The 16545-nt window shown below is 71.7% G+C and carries 13 protein-coding genes and 1 pseudogene; 4 read left to right on the top strand and 10 right to left on the bottom strand.

Going from position 1 to position 16545, the window contains the following annotated elements:
* The first annotated feature begins 28 nt into the window (after positions 1 to 28).
* Positions 29 to 1492 (top strand): aminotransferase class I/II-fold pyridoxal phosphate-dependent enzyme, encoded by a 1464-nt coding sequence (locus tag AC2XR2_RS01425; protein WP_491513992.1) that lies wholly within the window; start codon positions 29 to 31, stop codon positions 1490 to 1492.
* On the opposite strand, the gene AC2XR2_RS01420 is transcribed toward AC2XR2_RS01425, so the two are convergent.
* From AC2XR2_RS01420 to AC2XR2_RS01400, 5 genes and pseudogenes are all read right to left on the bottom strand, one after another.
* Positions 1461 to 3164, bottom strand: coding sequence for a RecQ family ATP-dependent DNA helicase (locus tag AC2XR2_RS01420; RefSeq protein ID WP_491513991.1), 1704 nt, complete (start codon positions 3162 to 3164; stop codon positions 1461 to 1463). The two genes, AC2XR2_RS01425 and AC2XR2_RS01420, sit on opposite strands and share 32 nt — an antisense overlap.
* 11 nt (positions 3165 to 3175) lie before the next feature.
* Positions 3176 to 3379, bottom strand: a pseudogene (locus AC2XR2_RS01415) (hypothetical protein).
* Positions 3380 to 3453: 74 nt separating this feature from the next.
* The gene (locus AC2XR2_RS01410; RefSeq protein ID WP_491513990.1) at positions 3454 to 5913 is read right to left on the bottom strand and encodes a SpoIIE family protein phosphatase; all 2460 of its coding nucleotides are present in this window, start codon (positions 5911 to 5913) and stop codon (positions 3454 to 3456) included.
* Between the two features lie 59 nt (positions 5914 to 5972).
* The gene (locus AC2XR2_RS01405) at positions 5973 to 10247 is read right to left on the bottom strand and encodes a HAMP domain-containing protein (RefSeq protein WP_491513989.1); all 4275 of its coding nucleotides are present in this window, start codon (positions 10245 to 10247) and stop codon (positions 5973 to 5975) included.
* 244 nt (positions 10248 to 10491) lie between these two features.
* A complete protein-coding gene (locus tag AC2XR2_RS01400) occupies positions 10492 to 10872 on the bottom strand; it encodes an STAS domain-containing protein (protein ID WP_381305806.1) in 381 nt (126 codons plus the stop codon).
* A 162-nt stretch (positions 10873 to 11034) separates the two neighbouring features.
* Here AC2XR2_RS01400 and AC2XR2_RS01395 point away from each other — a divergent pair, with 162 nt between their 5' ends.
* Positions 11035 to 11526, top strand: a complete 492-nt coding sequence (locus AC2XR2_RS01395; RefSeq protein ID WP_330269241.1) for an ATP-binding protein — start codon at positions 11035 to 11037, stop codon at positions 11524 to 11526.
* 42 nt (positions 11527 to 11568) lie between these two features.
* On the opposite strand, the gene AC2XR2_RS01390 is transcribed toward AC2XR2_RS01395, so the two are convergent.
* Together AC2XR2_RS01390 and AC2XR2_RS01385 are read right to left on the bottom strand one after the other, a co-directional pair.
* The gene (locus tag AC2XR2_RS01390) at positions 11569 to 12546 is read right to left on the bottom strand and encodes an alpha/beta hydrolase fold domain-containing protein (protein WP_491513988.1); all 978 of its coding nucleotides are present in this window, start codon (positions 12544 to 12546) and stop codon (positions 11569 to 11571) included.
* A 73-nt stretch (positions 12547 to 12619) separates the two neighbouring features.
* Positions 12620 to 12946: a putative quinol monooxygenase gene (locus tag AC2XR2_RS01385; RefSeq protein WP_491513987.1), complete on the bottom strand. Its 327-nt coding sequence runs from the start codon at positions 12944 to 12946 to the stop codon at positions 12620 to 12622.
* Positions 12947 to 13090: 144 nt separating this feature from the next.
* On the opposite strand from AC2XR2_RS01385, the gene AC2XR2_RS01380 reads away from it, so the two are divergent.
* Positions 13091 to 13996 (top strand): AraC family transcriptional regulator, encoded by a 906-nt coding sequence (locus AC2XR2_RS01380; RefSeq protein WP_491513986.1) that lies wholly within the window; start codon positions 13091 to 13093, stop codon positions 13994 to 13996.
* A 136-nt stretch (positions 13997 to 14132) separates the two neighbouring features.
* The gene (locus tag AC2XR2_RS01375) at positions 14133 to 14882 is read left to right on the top strand and encodes an SDR family oxidoreductase (RefSeq protein ID WP_491513985.1); all 750 of its coding nucleotides are present in this window, start codon (positions 14133 to 14135) and stop codon (positions 14880 to 14882) included.
* A 59-nt stretch (positions 14883 to 14941) separates the two neighbouring features.
* Here AC2XR2_RS01375 and AC2XR2_RS01370 read toward each other — a convergent pair whose 3' ends face one another.
* The 3 genes from AC2XR2_RS01370 to AC2XR2_RS01360 all read right to left on the bottom strand — a co-directional run bounded on the left by AC2XR2_RS01370 (position 14942) and on the right by AC2XR2_RS01360 (position 16478).
* Positions 14942 to 15319 (bottom strand): fic family toxin-antitoxin system, toxin component, encoded by a 378-nt coding sequence (locus AC2XR2_RS01370; protein WP_491518383.1) that lies wholly within the window; start codon positions 15317 to 15319, stop codon positions 14942 to 14944.
* Complete coding sequence (locus tag AC2XR2_RS01365; protein WP_330269242.1) at positions 15319 to 15558, bottom strand: hypothetical protein; 240 nt, start codon at positions 15556 to 15558, stop codon at positions 15319 to 15321. Before AC2XR2_RS01365 ends, AC2XR2_RS01370 begins: the two co-directional genes overlap by 1 nt.
* Before the next feature lie 77 nt (positions 15559 to 15635).
* A complete protein-coding gene (locus AC2XR2_RS01360; RefSeq protein WP_491513984.1) occupies positions 15636 to 16478 on the bottom strand; it encodes an NAD(P)H-binding protein in 843 nt (280 codons plus the stop codon).
* Positions 16479 to 16545: the final 67 nt, after the last annotated feature.

Raw genomic sequence — 16545 nt, 5'->3', positions numbered from 1 at the left:
GCGGAGCCGGGCGGATCTGGGAGGAACCATGGATCACTCACGGGTGCCCGTGCTGGAGGCGCTGGAGGAGTTCCGGCGTCGCGGCGACATGGTCTTCGGTCCGCCCGGCCACAAGCAGGGCCGTGGCGTGGACCCGCGGGTCGCGGAGATCGTCGGGCTCGACGTGTTCCGTTCGGACGTCCTGTCCCTCAACGGGCTGGACGACCGCCGGCAGTCCCAGGGCGTGCTCAGCGACGCACAGGACCTGATGGCGGACGCGGTCGGCGCCGAGCAGGCGTTCTTCTCCACGTGCGGCAGCTCCCTGTCCATCAAGACGGCGATGCTGGCCGTCGCGGGGCCGGGGGAGAAGCTGCTGCTGTCGCGCAACGCGCACAAGTCCGTGATCTCGGGCGTCGTCGTCAACGGCGTCGAACCGATCTGGGTCCATCCCAAGTTCGACCGCGAACGGCACATCGCCCATCCCCCGGAGCCCGACGACGTACGCCGCCGCCTCCAGGAGCACCCGGACGCCAAGGGCATGCTGCTGATCACCCCCACCGACTGGGGGACCTGCGCCGACGTCCGGGGCGTGGCCCGGGTGTGCCACGAGTTCGACGTCCCCCTCATCCTCGACGAGGCCTGGGGCGCCCACCTGCCGTTCCATCCCGACCTGCCCGTCTGGGGCATGGACGCCGAGGCGGACCTGGTGGTCACCAGCGTCCACAAGATGGGCGGGGCGATCGAGCAGAGCTCCGTCTTCCACCTCCAGTACGACCGCGTCTCGCCGGAGGCGCTCAAACAGCGGGAGGACCTGCTCGGCACCACCAGCGCGTCCTCCCTGGTGTACATGACCCTGGACGGCTGGCGCCGCCAGATGGTCGAGCAGGGCCACGGCCTCCTGGAGACCGCGCTGCGCCGCGCGGAACGGATCCGGCTCGCGGCCGCGGACCTGCCGGGGCTGCGGCCCATGGGCCAGGAGGTCGTGGACGAGGGCCTCGCCGCCGAGTTCGACCCGCTGAAGATCGTGATCGACGTACGGGAGCTCGGGATCAGCGGCATGCAGGCCGCCGAATGGATGCGGGCCGAACTGCACGTGGACGTCGGCGGCTCCGACACCTGCCGGATCAGCGCGTCCATCACCCACGCCGACGACGACGAGACGGAGAAGGCGCTGCTGGACGCCCTGCGCGCCCTCACCGAGGGCGCCGACTCCATCGAACGCCGGCCGCCGGTACGCCTGCCCGAGCCCTCGGCCCTGGAACTGGAGCAGGCCATGCTGCCCCGCGACGCGTTCTTCGCCGAGGTCGACCACGTGCCCGCCGAGCGGGCCGCCGGCCGGATCGCCGCCGAGATGATCAGCCCCTACCCGCCGGGTGTCCCCGCGATCGCGCCGGGCGAGGTCATCACCGACGAGGTCCTGGACTATCTGCGCAGCGGCGTCGAGCACGGCGTGCTGATCCCGGACGCCGCCGACCCCGAGGTCAAGACGCTGCGGGTGGTGGCGCGGCGCTGAGGAGGCCCTTGCCGGAGATCGCGGCCAGGGACAGCGTCCGGTATCCCATCGACTCGAACAGCACGGTGATGCGGTCGCCCTCCTCGCTCATCACCGTGCCCTCTCCCCACTCCGCGTGCCGCACCAGCGTGCCTGACGCATACGGGGCGGCCCCAGGGGTGGCGGGCTCCTCGCCCGCGCTCCCCACCCCGTCGACGACACTGTCCCCGGGCCTGGACTCGGGAGCCGTGCACAGGTCGCAGGCCCCGCACGGGGTGTCGTAGGGCTCACCGAAGTAGCCGAGCAGGAAGCGCCGTCGGCAGCCCGTGGCCTCGGCGTAGCCCAGCATCATGGCCAGCCGCGACTCCTCCAGCCTCCTGCGCGCCCCGGCCTCCTCCGCACCTCGCCGGGCCGCTTCCCCGGCCGTCGTCCCGGCGACGGCGCGCACCCGACCGTCGTCCGCGGTGCGCACGGCCCCCGCCTGCTCCAGCAGATTGACGGCGGCCGTCACGCGTCTGCGCGAGAGCCCCGTCTCCTTCGCGACGGCCTCCGGCTCGACGGGACCACCCTGCTCGTGGATGTGCTCGGCGACCGCGCGGAGGGTCTCCTCGTCCGGCGCGCGCGTGGCGAACAGGCGCTGGAGGCCGCTGTCCTGCGGCCGGTAGTGCAGGGCGGCCACCGCGGGACCGCCGTCGCGGCCCGCACGGCCGATCTCCTGGTAGTAGGCGTCGAGCGAGCCGGGGACGGACGCGTGCAGCACGAACCGCACGTCCTTCTTGTCGATGCCCATGCCGAAGGCGGAGGTGGCCACCACGACGTCGGTCTCACCGGCCAGGAAGGCGTCGTGCACCCGGGAGCGCTCACCGGCCGCCAGTCCCGCGTGGTAGGCGGCGGCCGACAGCCCCAGCGAGGCGAGATCGTCCGCGTACGCCTCGGCGTCCTTGCGGGTCGCGGTGTAGACGATCCCCGGCTTGGGTTCCGCCGCGGCACGCTCCACCACCATCCGGCGCTTGTCCGTGTCGTCCAGGAAGCGGCGCACCTCCAACGCGATGTTGGGCCGGTCGAAACCGGCCACGACCAGTGCCGGATCCTCCATGCCGAGCCGCTCCACGATCTCCTCGCGCACCGGCGGGGCGGCCGTGGCGGTGAGGGCGAGCACGGTGGGCCGTCCCACTCGCTGGATCGCCTGGGCCAGCCGCAGGTAGTCGGGACGGAAGTCGTGGCCCCAGGCGGCGACGCACTGGGCCTCGTCGACGACGAACAGCGAGGGCGCGACCTGGGCAAGGCGTTCGACCACCTCGTCCTTGGCGAGCTGCTCGGGGGAGAGGAACAGGAACTCCGCGTCGCCGTGCCGGACCGCCTCCCAGGCGGCCTCGACCTCTCCGGCCGCCTGCGCGGAGTTGACGGCGACGGCGTCCGGGGCCTCGTCGTGGCTGAGCAGACCGGCGATCTGGTCCCGCTGGAGAGCGATCAGCGGGGAGACCACCACCGTGGGCCCCGAGAGCAGCAGCCCGGTCACCTGGTACACCGCCGACTTCCCGGCCCCGGTGGGCATGACGGCCAGCGTGTCCCGGCCCTGCAGGACCGCCTCCATCGCGTCCCGCTGCCCCGGCCGCAGCTCACGCCAGCCGAACACGTCGGCGGCGGTCCGCGCCGGCCGGTCCGGGACACCGGAACCCTTCCTGTCGGCCATGCCGGCTCCCTTCACGGTCTCGGGTCGGTGCGGTGCCACCTGGGCCGGGCGTCGCTCCCGCGCCGTCCCGCCACGGAGGCACAGCGCGGACACGCCGCACCCGGTCGGCCGCGCCCCCGGACTCCGGGAAGGTGTCCGACCAGCCGACGGCGGCCCTCCTCCTCGTCCGTCCACCGGCCGGACGCGGCGACGCGGTACTCCTTGACGCGTGGCATGACGTCTCCCCGATCGTTCGGAGCAACCGCGTTCCCCGTATGCGCGGACACAAGCCCGGCGGATCGACGGACCCTCAGGCGACCCGGATGCCCACGATGCAGGTGTCGTCGTCCGTGTCCGACCTGCTGTGCGTGAGCAGCCGGTCCAACTGCTGGTCCAGGGTGGGCGGGACCGCCCGCGCAACGGTCAGGAACTGCGCCAGCGACTCCTCGACGGACCGGTCCCGGCGTTCGATCAGACCGTCCGTGTACATCAGCAGCGTGTCCTCGGCGGCGAGCTGCACCTCGTGCTCCTCGTACGTCGCCTCCGGCACGGCACCCAGCAGCAGCCCCTTGACCAGCGGCAGCGGCGCCGCGTCGGAGCCGCGCACCAGGACCGGCGGCAGATGGCCGGCCCGCGCCCAGCGCAGGGTGTTGTGCTCGGGGTCGTACAGCCCGCAGACCGCCGTGGCGGTGACGGCCCCGGTCAGATGGTGCGCCACCATGTTGAGCCAGGACAGCAGCTGGCCGGGCCCGGCACCGGTCACGGCGAGCCCGCGCAGCGCGTTCCGCAGGACGACCATGCTGGTGGCCGCCTCGATGCCGTGCCCGGCGACGTCGCCCACGCACAGCAGCACCAGCCGGGACGGCAGCACGACCGCGTCGTACCAGTCACCGCCGACCAGGTGCTGGGTCTCCGCCGGCCGGTAGCGCACCGCGAGGTCCAGCCCCGGAACCTCCAGCGGCGCCTGCGCCGGGGGCATGATGGCGTGCTGGAGCTGAAGGGTGAGCCGGTCGCGTTCGCTGGCCTCCTGCTCGGTGTGGGCCAGCTGGTCACGGGTGGCGGCCAGGGCCACCTCGGTCCAGTGGTGCGCGGAGATGTCCTGATAGGCGCCGCGCACGACGTACAGCTGTCCCGCCGAGTCGAGGACCGGCTCCGCCACCACCCGGATGTGCCGGGTGACGCCGTCGGGGCGTTGCAGCCGGAACGCGGTGGACGCCGGCCGGCGTTGGTGGAGCAGGGTGCGCAGGAACCGGCCGATGGCGACGGCGTCGTCGGGATGGGCGTGCGCGGGCAGGTCCTCCAGCGGCACGGGGGGCTCGGAGGCGGGCTTGCCGTAGAGGTGGAAGAGCTGGCCGTTCCAGGTGATCTCGCCGGTCAGCAGGTTCTCCTCGAAACCACCGATGCGGCCCAGGCGCTGGGCGTGCTGGAGCAGGCTCGCCAGGCGGGCCGTCTCGTCCTCGATGCGCCAGATCAGCAGGACGCTGCCGCCGTGCCGGCTGACGTTGATGTCGGCGACCGCCGCCAGCTGGACGTCGTCCACCAGCGCGGTCAGCCGCATCCGGTGCGCACGGAAGGGCTCACCGGTGGCGTAGACGCGCTCCACCCGCTCGAACAGCTCACTCTGCCCCGCGGCCATCGGATAGGCCTCCAGCAGCAGCGCGCCGCTCACCACGCCACGCGGCCGTCCGGCCGGATCGAGGAAGCGGCTGTTGACGTGGTGGATGCGGAAGTCGACGAGACGCCCGTCCGGGCCCAGGTGCGGCACCAGCACCAGAGCCGGGTCGTGCAGCCCGTCGGCCAGGTCCATCAGCTCGGTGACGTCCGGCAGCACGCGCGGGGCCGGAGCGCCGTCCGGATGATGGAGCGCGGACGTCTCCAGGGTGTGCGCGCACAGTTCGGCCAGCGCCTCGACCTGCCGGACGATCGCCGCGGGAGGGGACTCCAGCGGCGCGGGCCAGGCGATCTCCAGCACTCCGTGGATGCGCCCGCCCGCCTCGGCCGGTACGGCGACCCGGCCGCCGTCGCTGTGGTGGTGCTGTCCGATGGAGGGCAGGCCGGTCTCGGACAGACTGCGGATCCACTGCCCGGTGCGTTCGGTGAGCCCGCGGCGCGCCACGGTCGTCACACCCGGCGGCACATGCCGCCAGCGTCCCGCCTCGGCCGGGGCGAACCCCGCGCTGCCCGCCAGGGTGAGGGAGCCGTCGGCCCCCAGCGCCCAGATGGCCACCGCCTCCGCGCCCAGCGGGGTCAGCGCGTGCTCCAGCAGGGAGTCGGCGACCGCCTGGGTGTCCTCGGCGGCCAGCGCCCCGCTCTCGGCGGCCCGCAGCCGTACGGCGGAGGAGTGCCCGTCGGCGGGATCGGCGGCGGCGGTGCGCCCCGCGGACGGGTCGGCGGTGGCGGCGAGGAAGGCGCTGGTCACCTCCGAGAGCCGGTCGCGTGAGGCCTGGTTGATCACCTCGACGGCGAACTCCAGCGGGGTCACCCCCGCCTGCGCGGTGAGCTCGGCGAGCTGCCGCGAGGCCTGCGCCGGACCACAGCCGAGCCGCTCGACCAGGATGCCCTTGGCCAGTTCGATCAGGGCCCGCCCGTCCGCCTCGGCCTGCGCGGCGCGCACCTCCTGGCGCAGCCGGGCCACGGTCGCCGCCAGCCTGCCGACGGGTGACGCCTCCTCGCGGCCCTCCGCCCCCGCGGACGGCTCGCCGCCCTGGAGCGCGGGCTGTTCCCCCACAGCGGCGCTGTGCGGCTCGGGCGGCTGACGGAGATCACTCACGGGGGGCCTGTTCCTCGGCTGGGGACGTCACTCGGGCGGCTGGGGTGCTCGACGTGATCTCACGCGGGCAGCCACCGCCGGACCCGGGCCATGAGGTCGCTCGTGTCGACGGGCTTGGTGACGTAGTCGTTGGCTCCCGACGCCAGGCTCTTCTCCTGGTCGCCCGGCATGGCCTTCGCGGTGACCGCGATGATCGGCAGCTCCGCGTACTGCGGCATCGAACGGATCTCCGTGGTGGCCGTGTACCCGTCCATCTCCGGCATCATCACGTCCATCAGGACCAGCGAGATGTCCGGGTGCGCGAGCAGCATCTCGATGCCCTTGCGGCCGTTGTCCGCGTGCAGCACCTGGAAGCCGTGCAGTTCCAGCACCCCGCTGAGCGCGAACAGGTTGCGCGCGTCGTCGTCGACCACGAGGACCGTACGGCCGAGGAAGGAGTCGTCGACCACCTGCGCGGCGGGCCGCTGGGGCTCCTCGGAGCGCACCAGCGACAGCACGTCACCGGGCTGCTCGGCGGACAGGTGCAGGGTGATGCGCTCCCGCAGGTCGTCCAGGCTGGACAGGAAGTCCAGCGGCCGGTCGCCCGCCAGGGCCCGCAGCCCCTGCTCCTGCCCCATGGACACCCGGTGCCCGGTGTGCACGAGGACGGGCACGCTGGCCAGCGCCGAGTCGCCGCGCATGGCCTCCAGGAAGTCCGCGCCCTCGTCGTGCGGCATGCCGAGTTCGAGGACGACACAGTGGCAGGGGTCGGCCGCCAGCGTGCTCGCCGCCTCCTGCGCCCCCACCGCCGTGATGATGTCGATCGCCCCGTGCGGATCGTCGGGGTCCTGGGCGAGGTCCGCGACGGCCCGCTCGGCGACCAGGGTGAGCAGACCGCGCGGGCGCTCCTCGATGACCAGCAGCCGCCGCCTGCGCGGCTCGGCGGAGGACGCGGGGCCCGCGAGCGCGCGCGGTGCCGCCTCCTCCTCCGGGTCGAGGCTGTCGTACGACGGCTCCGCCGGCCGCCCCCCGTTCTCCAGCTGCTCCTCGAAGTCGGCGCGCGCCACCGGGAGATGGAGCGTGAAGGTGCTGCCCTGGCCGGGCGTGCTGTCGACCGTGACCGCACCGCCCAGCAGGTGGGCGATCTCGCGGGTGATGGACAGACCGAGCCCGGTGCCGCCGTACTTGCGGCTGGTCGTCCCGTCGGCCTGCTGGAACGCCCCGAAGATCGTCTCCAGTTGCTGCTGCGGGATGCCGATGCCGGTGTCCTTGACCCGGAACGCCACGATCGGTCCGCCGCGGTGCACACCCGGCGGGACCTCACTGTCGGCGGCGGGCTCGATGCGCAGCTCCACCCTGCCCTGCTCGGTGAACTTCACCGCGTTCGACAGCAGGTTGCGCAGGATCTGCCGCAGCCGGGAGTCGTCGGTGAGCAGGTCGGCCGGGGTGCCGGGCGCGGTGGAGACCGTGAACTCCAGGCTCTTCTGCGTCGTCATCGGCCGGAACGTCGCCTCGACGTACTCCAGGAGCTTGCGCAGCGGCACCCGCTCAGGGGCCACGTCCATCTTGCCCGCCTCGACCTTGGACAGGTCGAGGATGTCGTTGATCAGCTGGAGCAGGTCCGAGCCCGCGGAGTGGATGATGCCCGCGTACTCGACCTGCTTCGGGGTGAGGTTGCGCGAGGGGTTCTGGGCCAGCAACTGGGCCAGGATCAGCAGGCTGTTGAGCGGGGTGCGCAGCTCGTGGCTCATGTTGGCCAGGAACTCCGACTTGTACTTGGACGCCAGCGACAACTGCTGCGCCCGGGTCTCCAGTTCCTGCCGGGCCTGCTCGATCTGGAGGTTCTTCGCCTCGATGTCGCGGTTCTGCGAGGCCAGCAGGGAGGCCTTCTCCTCCAGTTCCGCGTTGGAGCGCTGGAGTTCGTCCTGCTGGACCTGCAACTCCTCGGAGCGGGCCTGGAGTTCGGCGGTCAGCCGCTGCGACTCGTCGAGCAGCTCGTCGGTGCGGACGTTGGCCACGATGGTGTTGAGGTTGACGCCGATGGTCGGCATCAGCTGGGCCAGGAAGTCCTGGTGGATCTGGGTGAAGCGGCTGACGGACGCCAGCTCGATCACCCCGAGGACCTGCTCCTCGACCACGATGGGCAGCACCACCAGCGCGGTCGGCGACACCTGTCCGAGACCGGAGGAGATGGTGACGTACCCCTCGGGCAGTTCCTCCACGGTGACGGTACGGCGGTTGCGTGCGGCCTGCCCGACCAGCGAGCGCCCCACCGGGATACGGGTGGGCCGCTCGGCGTCGTCCGGATAGCCGTACGAGCCCACCAGCCGCAGTTCGGGCCCGCGGACGGTGTCCTCGGCCAGGTAGAAGGCGCCGTACTGGGCCGACACCAGGGGCGTGAGCTCGTCCATGATGAGCTCGGCGACCACGGGCAGGTCGCGGTGGCCCTGCATCAGGCTGGAGATCCGGGCGAGGTTGGTCTTGAGCCAGTCCTGCTCCTGGTTGGCCCGCGTGGTCTCGCGCAGGGACTCCACCATGGAGTTGATGTTGTCCTTGAGCTCGGCGACCTCGCCGGAGGCCTCCACCCTGATCGACCGGGTCAGGTCGCCCTCGGCCACGGCGCTCGCGACCTCGGCGATGGCGCGGACCTGCCGGGTGAGGTTCCCGGCCAGCTCGTTGACGTTCTCCGTCAGCCGCTTCCAGGTGCCCTCGACACCCTCGACCTCGGCCTGTCCGCCGAGCCGGCCCTCGCTGCCGACCTCCCGGGCCACACGGGTGACCTCGGCGGCGAACGACGACAGCTGGTCGACCATCGTGTTGATGGTCGTCTTCAGCTCCAGGATCTCGCCCCGGGCGTCGACGTCGATCTTCTTGGACAGGTCGCCGTTGGCCACCGCGGTCGTCACCAGGGCGATGTTGCGGACCTGCCCGGTGAGGTTGTTGGCCATGGAGTTGACGTTGTCGGTGAGGTCCTTCCAGGTGCCGGCCACGTTGGGCACGTGCGCCTGGCCGCCGAGGCGTCCCTCGGTGCCGACCTCGCGGGCCACGCGGGTCACCTCGTTGGCGAACGCGGACAGCGTGTCGACCATCGTGTTGATGACGTCGGCCAGGGCGGCGACCTCGCCCTTGGCCTCGACGGTGATCTTCTGCGAGAGGTCACCGCGGGCCACGGCGGTGGCGACCTGGGCGATCGAGCGGACCTGTCCGGTCAGGTTGGACGCCATCACGTTGACGTTGTCGGTCAGGTCCTTCCAGGTGCCCGACACACCCCGGACGATCGCCTGTCCGCCGAGGTTGCCCTCGGTGCCGACCTCGCGGGCGACGCGGGTGACTTCGTCGGCGAAGGCGGAGAGCTGGTCGACCATCGTGTTGATGGTGTTCTTGAGTTCGAGGATCTCGCCGCGGGCGTCGACGGTGATCTTCTGGGAGAGGTCGCCCTGCGCCACCGCCGTGGCCACCTGGGCGATGTTGCGGACCTGCGCGGTGAGGTTGCCGCCCATGAAGTTCACGGAGTCGGTGAGGTCGCGCCAGGTGCCCTTGACGCCCTTCACGTCGGCCTGCCCGCCCAGCCGTCCCTCGGTGCCGACTTCGCGGGCGACGCGGGTGACTTCGTCGGCGAAGGCGGAGAGCTGGTCGACCATCGTGTTGATGGTGTTCTTGAGTTCGAGGATCTCGCCGCGGGCGTCGACGGTGATCTTCTGGGAGAGGTCGCCCTGCGCCACCGCCGTCGTCACCTGTGCGATGTTGCGGACCTGGGACGTCAGGTTTCCGGCCATGAAATTGACCGAATCGGTGAGGTCGCGCCAGACCCCGCCCACCCCCGGCACCTGCGCCTGGCCGCCCAGCCGGCCCTCGCTGCCGACCTCGCGTGCGACGCGGGTGACCTCGTCGGCGAACGCGGACAGCTGGTCGACCATCGTGTTGACGGTCTCCTTCAGCTGGAGGATCTCCCCGCGCGCGGGCACGTCGATCTTCTGGGACAGGTCGCCCTTGGCCACCGCGGTCGCCACCTGGGCGATGTCACGGACCTGCGTCGTCAGGTTGCCCGCCATCGCGTTGACCGAGTCGGTCAGGTCCGCCCAGGTGCCGGAGACCCCCGGCACCTCGGCCTGCCCGCCCAGCGTGCCCTCGGTGCCGACCTCGCGGGCCACGCGCGTGACCTCGGAGGTGAACACGGACAGCTGGTCGACCATGCCGTTGAAGACCGTGGCGATGTCGCCCAGCAGACCCTGTCCGTCGGACGGCAGCCGGGTGCCGAAGTCGCCGTCGCGCACGGCGGTCAGCCCGGCCAGCAACTGCCGCAGTTCCTGCTCGCCGGGAGCCTGCTCCCGGGCCTCCGTCGACGTGCTGGTCATGGCACCCTCGTTCCGCTCCCCAAGAGTCCCCGCGCCGGGGACTCGGAACCGCGCCGAGCCCTGTCACAGGCTCGCTCACCAGCGGCAATCCCGCACCCCACGGTGTTGCCCGATGAGAAATCCGTCGAAGATTAACCCAGGTTCCGAGCGGCGGCCAAAGCCCGGCGGGAGCGTTGTGACACAGCGAAAAAAGAGGTCATGAACTTGGCATGAGGGGGGTGATCCCGGGTACTCGTCCCGTTTTTCAGGCGCCCGGGTCGGTCGCGGCGAGGGCGTCCTCCAGGGTCGGGTGACAGGGCACGAAGGTGTCGAGCCCCACGAGCTGGAGAGTGCGCAGCACGGCCCCCCGCGCCCCCGCGAGCCGCAGCCAGCCCTGCGCGGCCTGCGTGGTGTGGAAGGCCGAGATGAGGGCGTTGACACCGCTGGAGTCCATGAACGTGACCCGGCTCAGGTCGACCACGACCCGGTGACCGGCGGCGGTGTCCGCCGGGGACAGGGCCCGCGTCAGTCCGGGCACGCTCTGGTGGTCGATCTCTCCTTCGAGAACGAGGACGGTGATGTCGTCGGTCTCGGTGCGGACCACGGAGAGTCTGCCGTGACCCACTGCTTCCCGGTTGTCTGCCACTTGTTGCGTCCTCTGCGCGTTCGACGGGGGCTCTCACGCCTTGTTGCCACCGTTGCCCAGGAAGCCCGAGTGCGAAGCATGGGACGGGCTTTTCGTTCGAGGGCGGCACGGATCCGGGGCGGCACAGGAGTAAGGCGGGAATGACGGGGTATCCGGGCGCCCATGAACGGGGTACTGGAGATGGTCGGCAGGGTGCGGGTCCTGCCTGAGGAGTGTTCGCGGATGCCGGAAGCCGCACCTGTCGAGGTGACCGTGGCCCTGGACGGAGCGGACGGCTGCATCGCCGACGCGCGGAGCCAGACGTCGAAGTTCCTGGCGCGGGTGCAGGGTGAACGGGGACTACCGGTGTCGGCCCGCACCATGGATCTGGGGCAGCTGGTGGTCAGCGAGCTGGTCACCAACGCGCTGAAGTACGCGCCGGGGCCGGTGCTGCTGCACCTGCGCATCCAGGACGGGATGCTGGAGATCCAGGTCTGGGACAGCGATCCGACGCTTCCGCTGGCGCGCGCCGCCGACGCGGGGCGCGTCGGTCAGCACGGTCTGGAGATCGTGATGGCGGTGGTCCAGGGCTTCGAGGCACACCGGGAGTCCGTCGGCAAGCGCATCACGGTCCGCCTGGCCCTCTTCGACGGCTTGCCGGACTTCCCCGACTGACGGTGACCCGGCGGGACGGCCCTGGGGAGCGAACGCGCCGCGTCAGTGGCCCTGTGCACCGGGGTCGCGGGACAGCAGTCGTGTGAGCCAGTCGGTTCGGGTGCGGCGCGCCGTGGTCGATAGGTGTGCGTGCGGGTAGAGGGCGTCGAAGCCGTGGAAGCCGCCTGCCCACACGTGGAGTTCGGCCTGCCCACCGGCCGCCCAGATGCGGGTGGCGTAGTCGGTGTCCTCGTCGCGGAAGACCTCTGCGGAGCCGGTGTCGATGTAGGCGGTCGGCAGGTCGGAGAGGTTCTGTGCCGACGCCGGTGACACGTAGGGGGAGACCTCGGCGTCGGCGCGGTCGCCGAGGACGGAGCGCCATCCGAAGGCGTTCATCTCGCCGGTCCAGACACCCGGGGTGCCGGAGTACTGGCGGCTGGACGTGGTGGCGTTGCGATGGTCGAGCATGGGGCAGACCAGCATCTGGCCGGCGATCGCGGGACCGCCCAGGTCGCGGGCGAGCAGGCTGACCCCCGCGGCGAGGCCGCCTCCCGCGCTGGCGCCCGCGACGACGATCCGGGCGGGGTCGACGCCCAGTTCGGCGGTGTGTTCCGCGACCCAGAGCAGCCCTTCGTAGCAGTCGTCGACCAGGACGGTGCCGCCGGCCTCCGGTGCGAGGCGGTAGTCCACGGAGACCACGACCGCGCCGAACCGGTCGAGCCACTCCAGCGGGATGTCGATCTGGGAGAAGCGGTCGCCCATGACCATCCCGCCGCCGTGGATCCAGTAGACGCAGGGCGCGGCGGTGCCGCGATCGCCGCCCGCGGGACTGAGGACCGACAGGGGGATCGGGGTCCCGTCCTTGGCGGGCACAGTGATCTCCCGCCGGTCGACCTGTCGGTGCTCGAGGAGGGATTCGACGGGCGTCGAGGGAAGTTGGCGCAGGTGTGCGAGGACTTCCGGGGTGAGCTCGGACATGAGAGGCATGTCGGCCAGGAGTTCACGCAGTTCGGGGTCCAGGGCGGGGCGTGCCATGGTCACGGTCGTTGCCTTTCGTCGGGATTCCGGGGTTCCGGGGATTCGGCCTGGTGAGGGTGGCGCCGGGGAGAGGCGGTCAGGGCTGCGCAAAAGCGGCTTTGCCGCCGACGGGGACGTGGTCGGCGTACTCCGGCTCCTTGGCCAGCAGCGTGCCGACCCGCGCCACGATGGCCTGGGCGGCCGTACCGGCGAAGATGCGGTGATGGTCGTCCTCGCTGGTCCAGCCCTCGGTGACGTGGACGACGTCGGGGTCGGACGCGGAGCGCGAGACCAGGTAGACGACGCAGTGCTCGCTCGCGCCCGGACTGCCCTCGTCCAGGCCGGTCAGCAACAGCTCGACCAGCCGGTCTCCGGCGGCGGGCTTGGCGGTCAGGGTGGCGCTGAAGCCATATGTGGCGATCATGGTCGTCCTCGCGGTCGGCGGTGGAGTGATGTGACTCCATTCAACGCGTCTGACCTGCACAAATGTTAGAACGATGCTCGCCCGCACTTGCACGATCCTCCCGAGAACGGGAGCAGTGCCCAGCGATGGTGCTGCAATGGCCCCATGCCTCTCGAAGAGCTCCGCACCCTGCTCGCCCGGCACGTCCGACCTGACTGGACCACCGCCATCGACGGCGTCCTCGTCTCCAAGGTCGACCGGTCCGACCCGCCGACCCCCTCCATGTCCGGCATGGTGCTCGCGGTCATCGCCCAGGGCGCCAAACGACTCGCTCTCGGTGACCGGATCTACGAGTACGGTCCCGGGCAGTTCCTGGTCGCATCCGTCGACCTCCCCGTCACCGGGCAGTTCACCCGGGCCGACCCGGGCCACCCGGCCCTCGGCTTCGGACTCACGCTGGAACCGTCCGCCGTCGCCGAACTGCTCCTCCAGGCCGGCCCCGGGGACACCCCCCGCACCGGCGCGGGTGCACCCTCGGGGATCGCCGTGAGCGATGCCCCTCCCGCGCTGCTCGACGCGGTGGTCCGGCTGTTGCGGCTGCTCGACGAGCCCCGCGACAGAGCCGTACTGGCCCCGCTCGTCAAACGCGAGATCCTGTGGCGGCTGATCACCGGCGAACAGGGGGCGACGGTCCGCCAGCTCGGCCTCGCCGACAGCAGCCTCAGCCATGTCTCCCGGGCCGTGCGCTGGATCCGCGAGAACTACGCGCAGCCCTTCCGGGTCGAGGACGTGGCCCGGATGTCCGGCATGAGCCCCTCCGCGTTCTACCGCAACTTCCAGGCGGTGACCGCGATGAGCCCCATCCAGTTCCAGAAGCAGATCCGGCTCCAGGAAGCCCGCCTGCTGCTCGCCACCCACCCGGGCGATGTCACGGGAGTCGGCCAGCGCGTCGGCTACGACAATCCCTCCCAGTTCAGCCGGGAGTACCGCCGCCGGTTCGGCGCCCCGCCGAGCCGCGACGCCGCGCGCCTGCGGGACGCGGTGCGCGCGCCCGCCGGTGTCCTGCCCTGAGAGGATCGCGCAAGGGGGAGCGAGGATAGTTCTACTGTTCCCGCAGGTCAGAGCGATTCAATGGGATGGCCGGTTCATCCGCGGAGCACGAAATGCCGGTCTCCGCGGATCTCATCACATCGCCGAGGGGCACAGCATGAAGACGGTTCTGATCACGGGTACGTCGTCCGGATACGGCCGGGCGACCGCCCTCCACTTCCACGCGCACGGCTGGAACGTCATCGCCACGATGCGCACCCCGCGCGCGGGTCTCCTGCCCGAGTCGGACCGGCTGCGTGTCGTCGCACTCGACGTGACCGAGCCCGCGAGCATCACGGCCGCGCTCGAGGCGGCGGGACCCGTCGACGTCCTGGTCAACAATGCGGGCGTGCCCTCGATCAGCGTGTTCGAGGGCACCCCCATGGCCCGGGTACGGGACGTGTTCGAGACCAACACCTTCGGTGTCATGGCGACCACGCAGGCCGTGCTGCCCCGGTTCCGGGAACGCGGCTCTGGCGTGGTGGTCAACGTGACCTCCAGCGTGGTGCTGGGCCACATGCCGCTCTCCGCCGTCTACAAGGCGAGCAAGATGGCCGTCGAGGGGTTCACCGCGTCCCTCGCACTCGAACTCGCGCCCTTCGGTGTGCAGGCGAAGACGGTCCAGCCCGGCGCCTGCCTGACGACGAACTTCGCCACCCGGGCCACGAACGGCGCCTCACCGGACGAGTTGGTGCCGGCGCCCTACGCACCGTGGGCGAAGAGGTCCATGGACTCCTTCACCGGCCAGGAGCTGTTCACCACGGAGACCGACGTGGCCGAGACGGTATGGCGTGCCGTGCACGACACGACCGGCCGGCTGCGCTTCCCCGCCGGTCCCGACGCCCACTGGCTGGCCGAGGCGAGGTGACGTGTCGACAGGAGCACACCGCGTCGCCTCTCTGGAGGGGAAGCCGGACCCCTTCGCTCTCAGGTGGCCCGCGGCCAGCCCCGCAGGAGCGTCGCGATCCTCGCCGCGGTGCAGGTGGGGTCGCGGAGCAGGTCCCGCAGGGCGACGGCGTCCTCGCGGGTCGGCTTGACCGGGATGCCGGAGGCCTCCAGGTACATGACGCCCGTCGCGGCGGCCACCGCCATGTTGGAACGCTCCAGCCAGCGGCACCGGCCGAGGACGTGCACCAGGGCGGCGGCCCTCGCGTAGGGCCCGTCGTAGACAGGCTGCTCCAGCAGCTCGGCGCGGTGCCCGGCGACCGCCGCCACCGGCACCCCGTAGTCCTCGGGGGCGGGATCCCCGGCGCCCGCGAGCTCGGCGACCTGGAGGATCCACGGGACGTCGATGTACAGGTCCATCACGCGGCGTGCGTCCCCGGGACGTCCCGGTCGGCGTCCTCGACCTCGTCGAAGACCGCCTGGTGCTCGTCGAGGAAGCGCCGTGCCGCGTCCAGCCCCTGTCGACGCAGCCCACTGGCGTCGTCGAGCACGAGAGCGGCGATGTAGTCCCCGAGCGGCAGCCCGCGGTCCTTCGCGCGAGCCTTGGCCAGCTCCACGATCTCGTCGTCGATCCGCGCGCCCAGCTGTGTCTTCGCCATGGCGTGATGGTAACAGTTGTTACCAGGAGCTGTCAGCCTCTCCTGCCCGTCCGCCGGCCCCTCGCACCCACGTCCCCTCATTCCGCCAGGAAGGCTCCCTTGTGGTCCCGTACCCACTCCCGGAAGGTCCGCGCCGGCCGCCCCAGCACCTCCGGCACATCCCGCGTCACGACATCGCAGCCACCGCCCCTGATAAATGCCCCGGCCCGCAGGAACGCGTCGTCGAGGCCCAGCGCACGCAGATGCTCACGTTCCTCGGCCGGTGACAGGTCGTGCCGCGCGATCGGACGGCCGAGAACGTCCTGGAGCACGTCGATCTGCTCGGGAACGCTCAGTGTCTCCGGGCCGGTCAGCGTGTACGTCCGCCCGGCGTGCCGTGCGTCGAGCAGCGCCAGGGTGGCGACCTCGGCGATGTCCCGCGGATCGACCATCCCCTGCCTGCCGTCGCCATAGGCGTTCGGTACGGGGGTCCCGTGCCTGATGGCGGCCGCCCAGCCCAGCGTGTTCGAGTCGAAGGTCGCGGGACGCAGGACCGTCCACTCCAGTCCGCTGTCCCGGACGGCCTGCTCACCGGCCAGATGCCAGGTGCCGAACGGTCCCACCGCCGGGTCCCCGGTGCCCGTCGAGGAGAGCTTGACGACCCGGCGCAGGCCCGCCGCCCGTGCCGTCTCGACCAGACCCCGGTCATGATCGGAGTCGTCCGCCCCCAACACCCCGACCAGGAAGGCCGCCCGCGCCCCCTCCATGGCCGCCGCCACCGAGGCCCGGTCACGGTGGTGGCCGCGCACCGGTTCCACCCCGGCGGGCAGCTCCGCCCCCGCCGGGTCCCGCGTCAGGGCGCGCACCTTCTCACCGCGCGCCGCGAGCTGTCGTACCACTTCACTGCCGATGGTGCCCGTGGCACCCGTCACAACGATCATGTCCCCAGCGTGCGTGGCCGGGGGTGCGGGTCTCTAGGAGATTCCGGCACGGTCCGGATGTTCTGCC

Source organism: Streptomyces sp. LS-MS-L19 (assembly GCF_058382285.1).
This window is presented reverse-complemented; position numbering and strand designations above follow the sequence as displayed.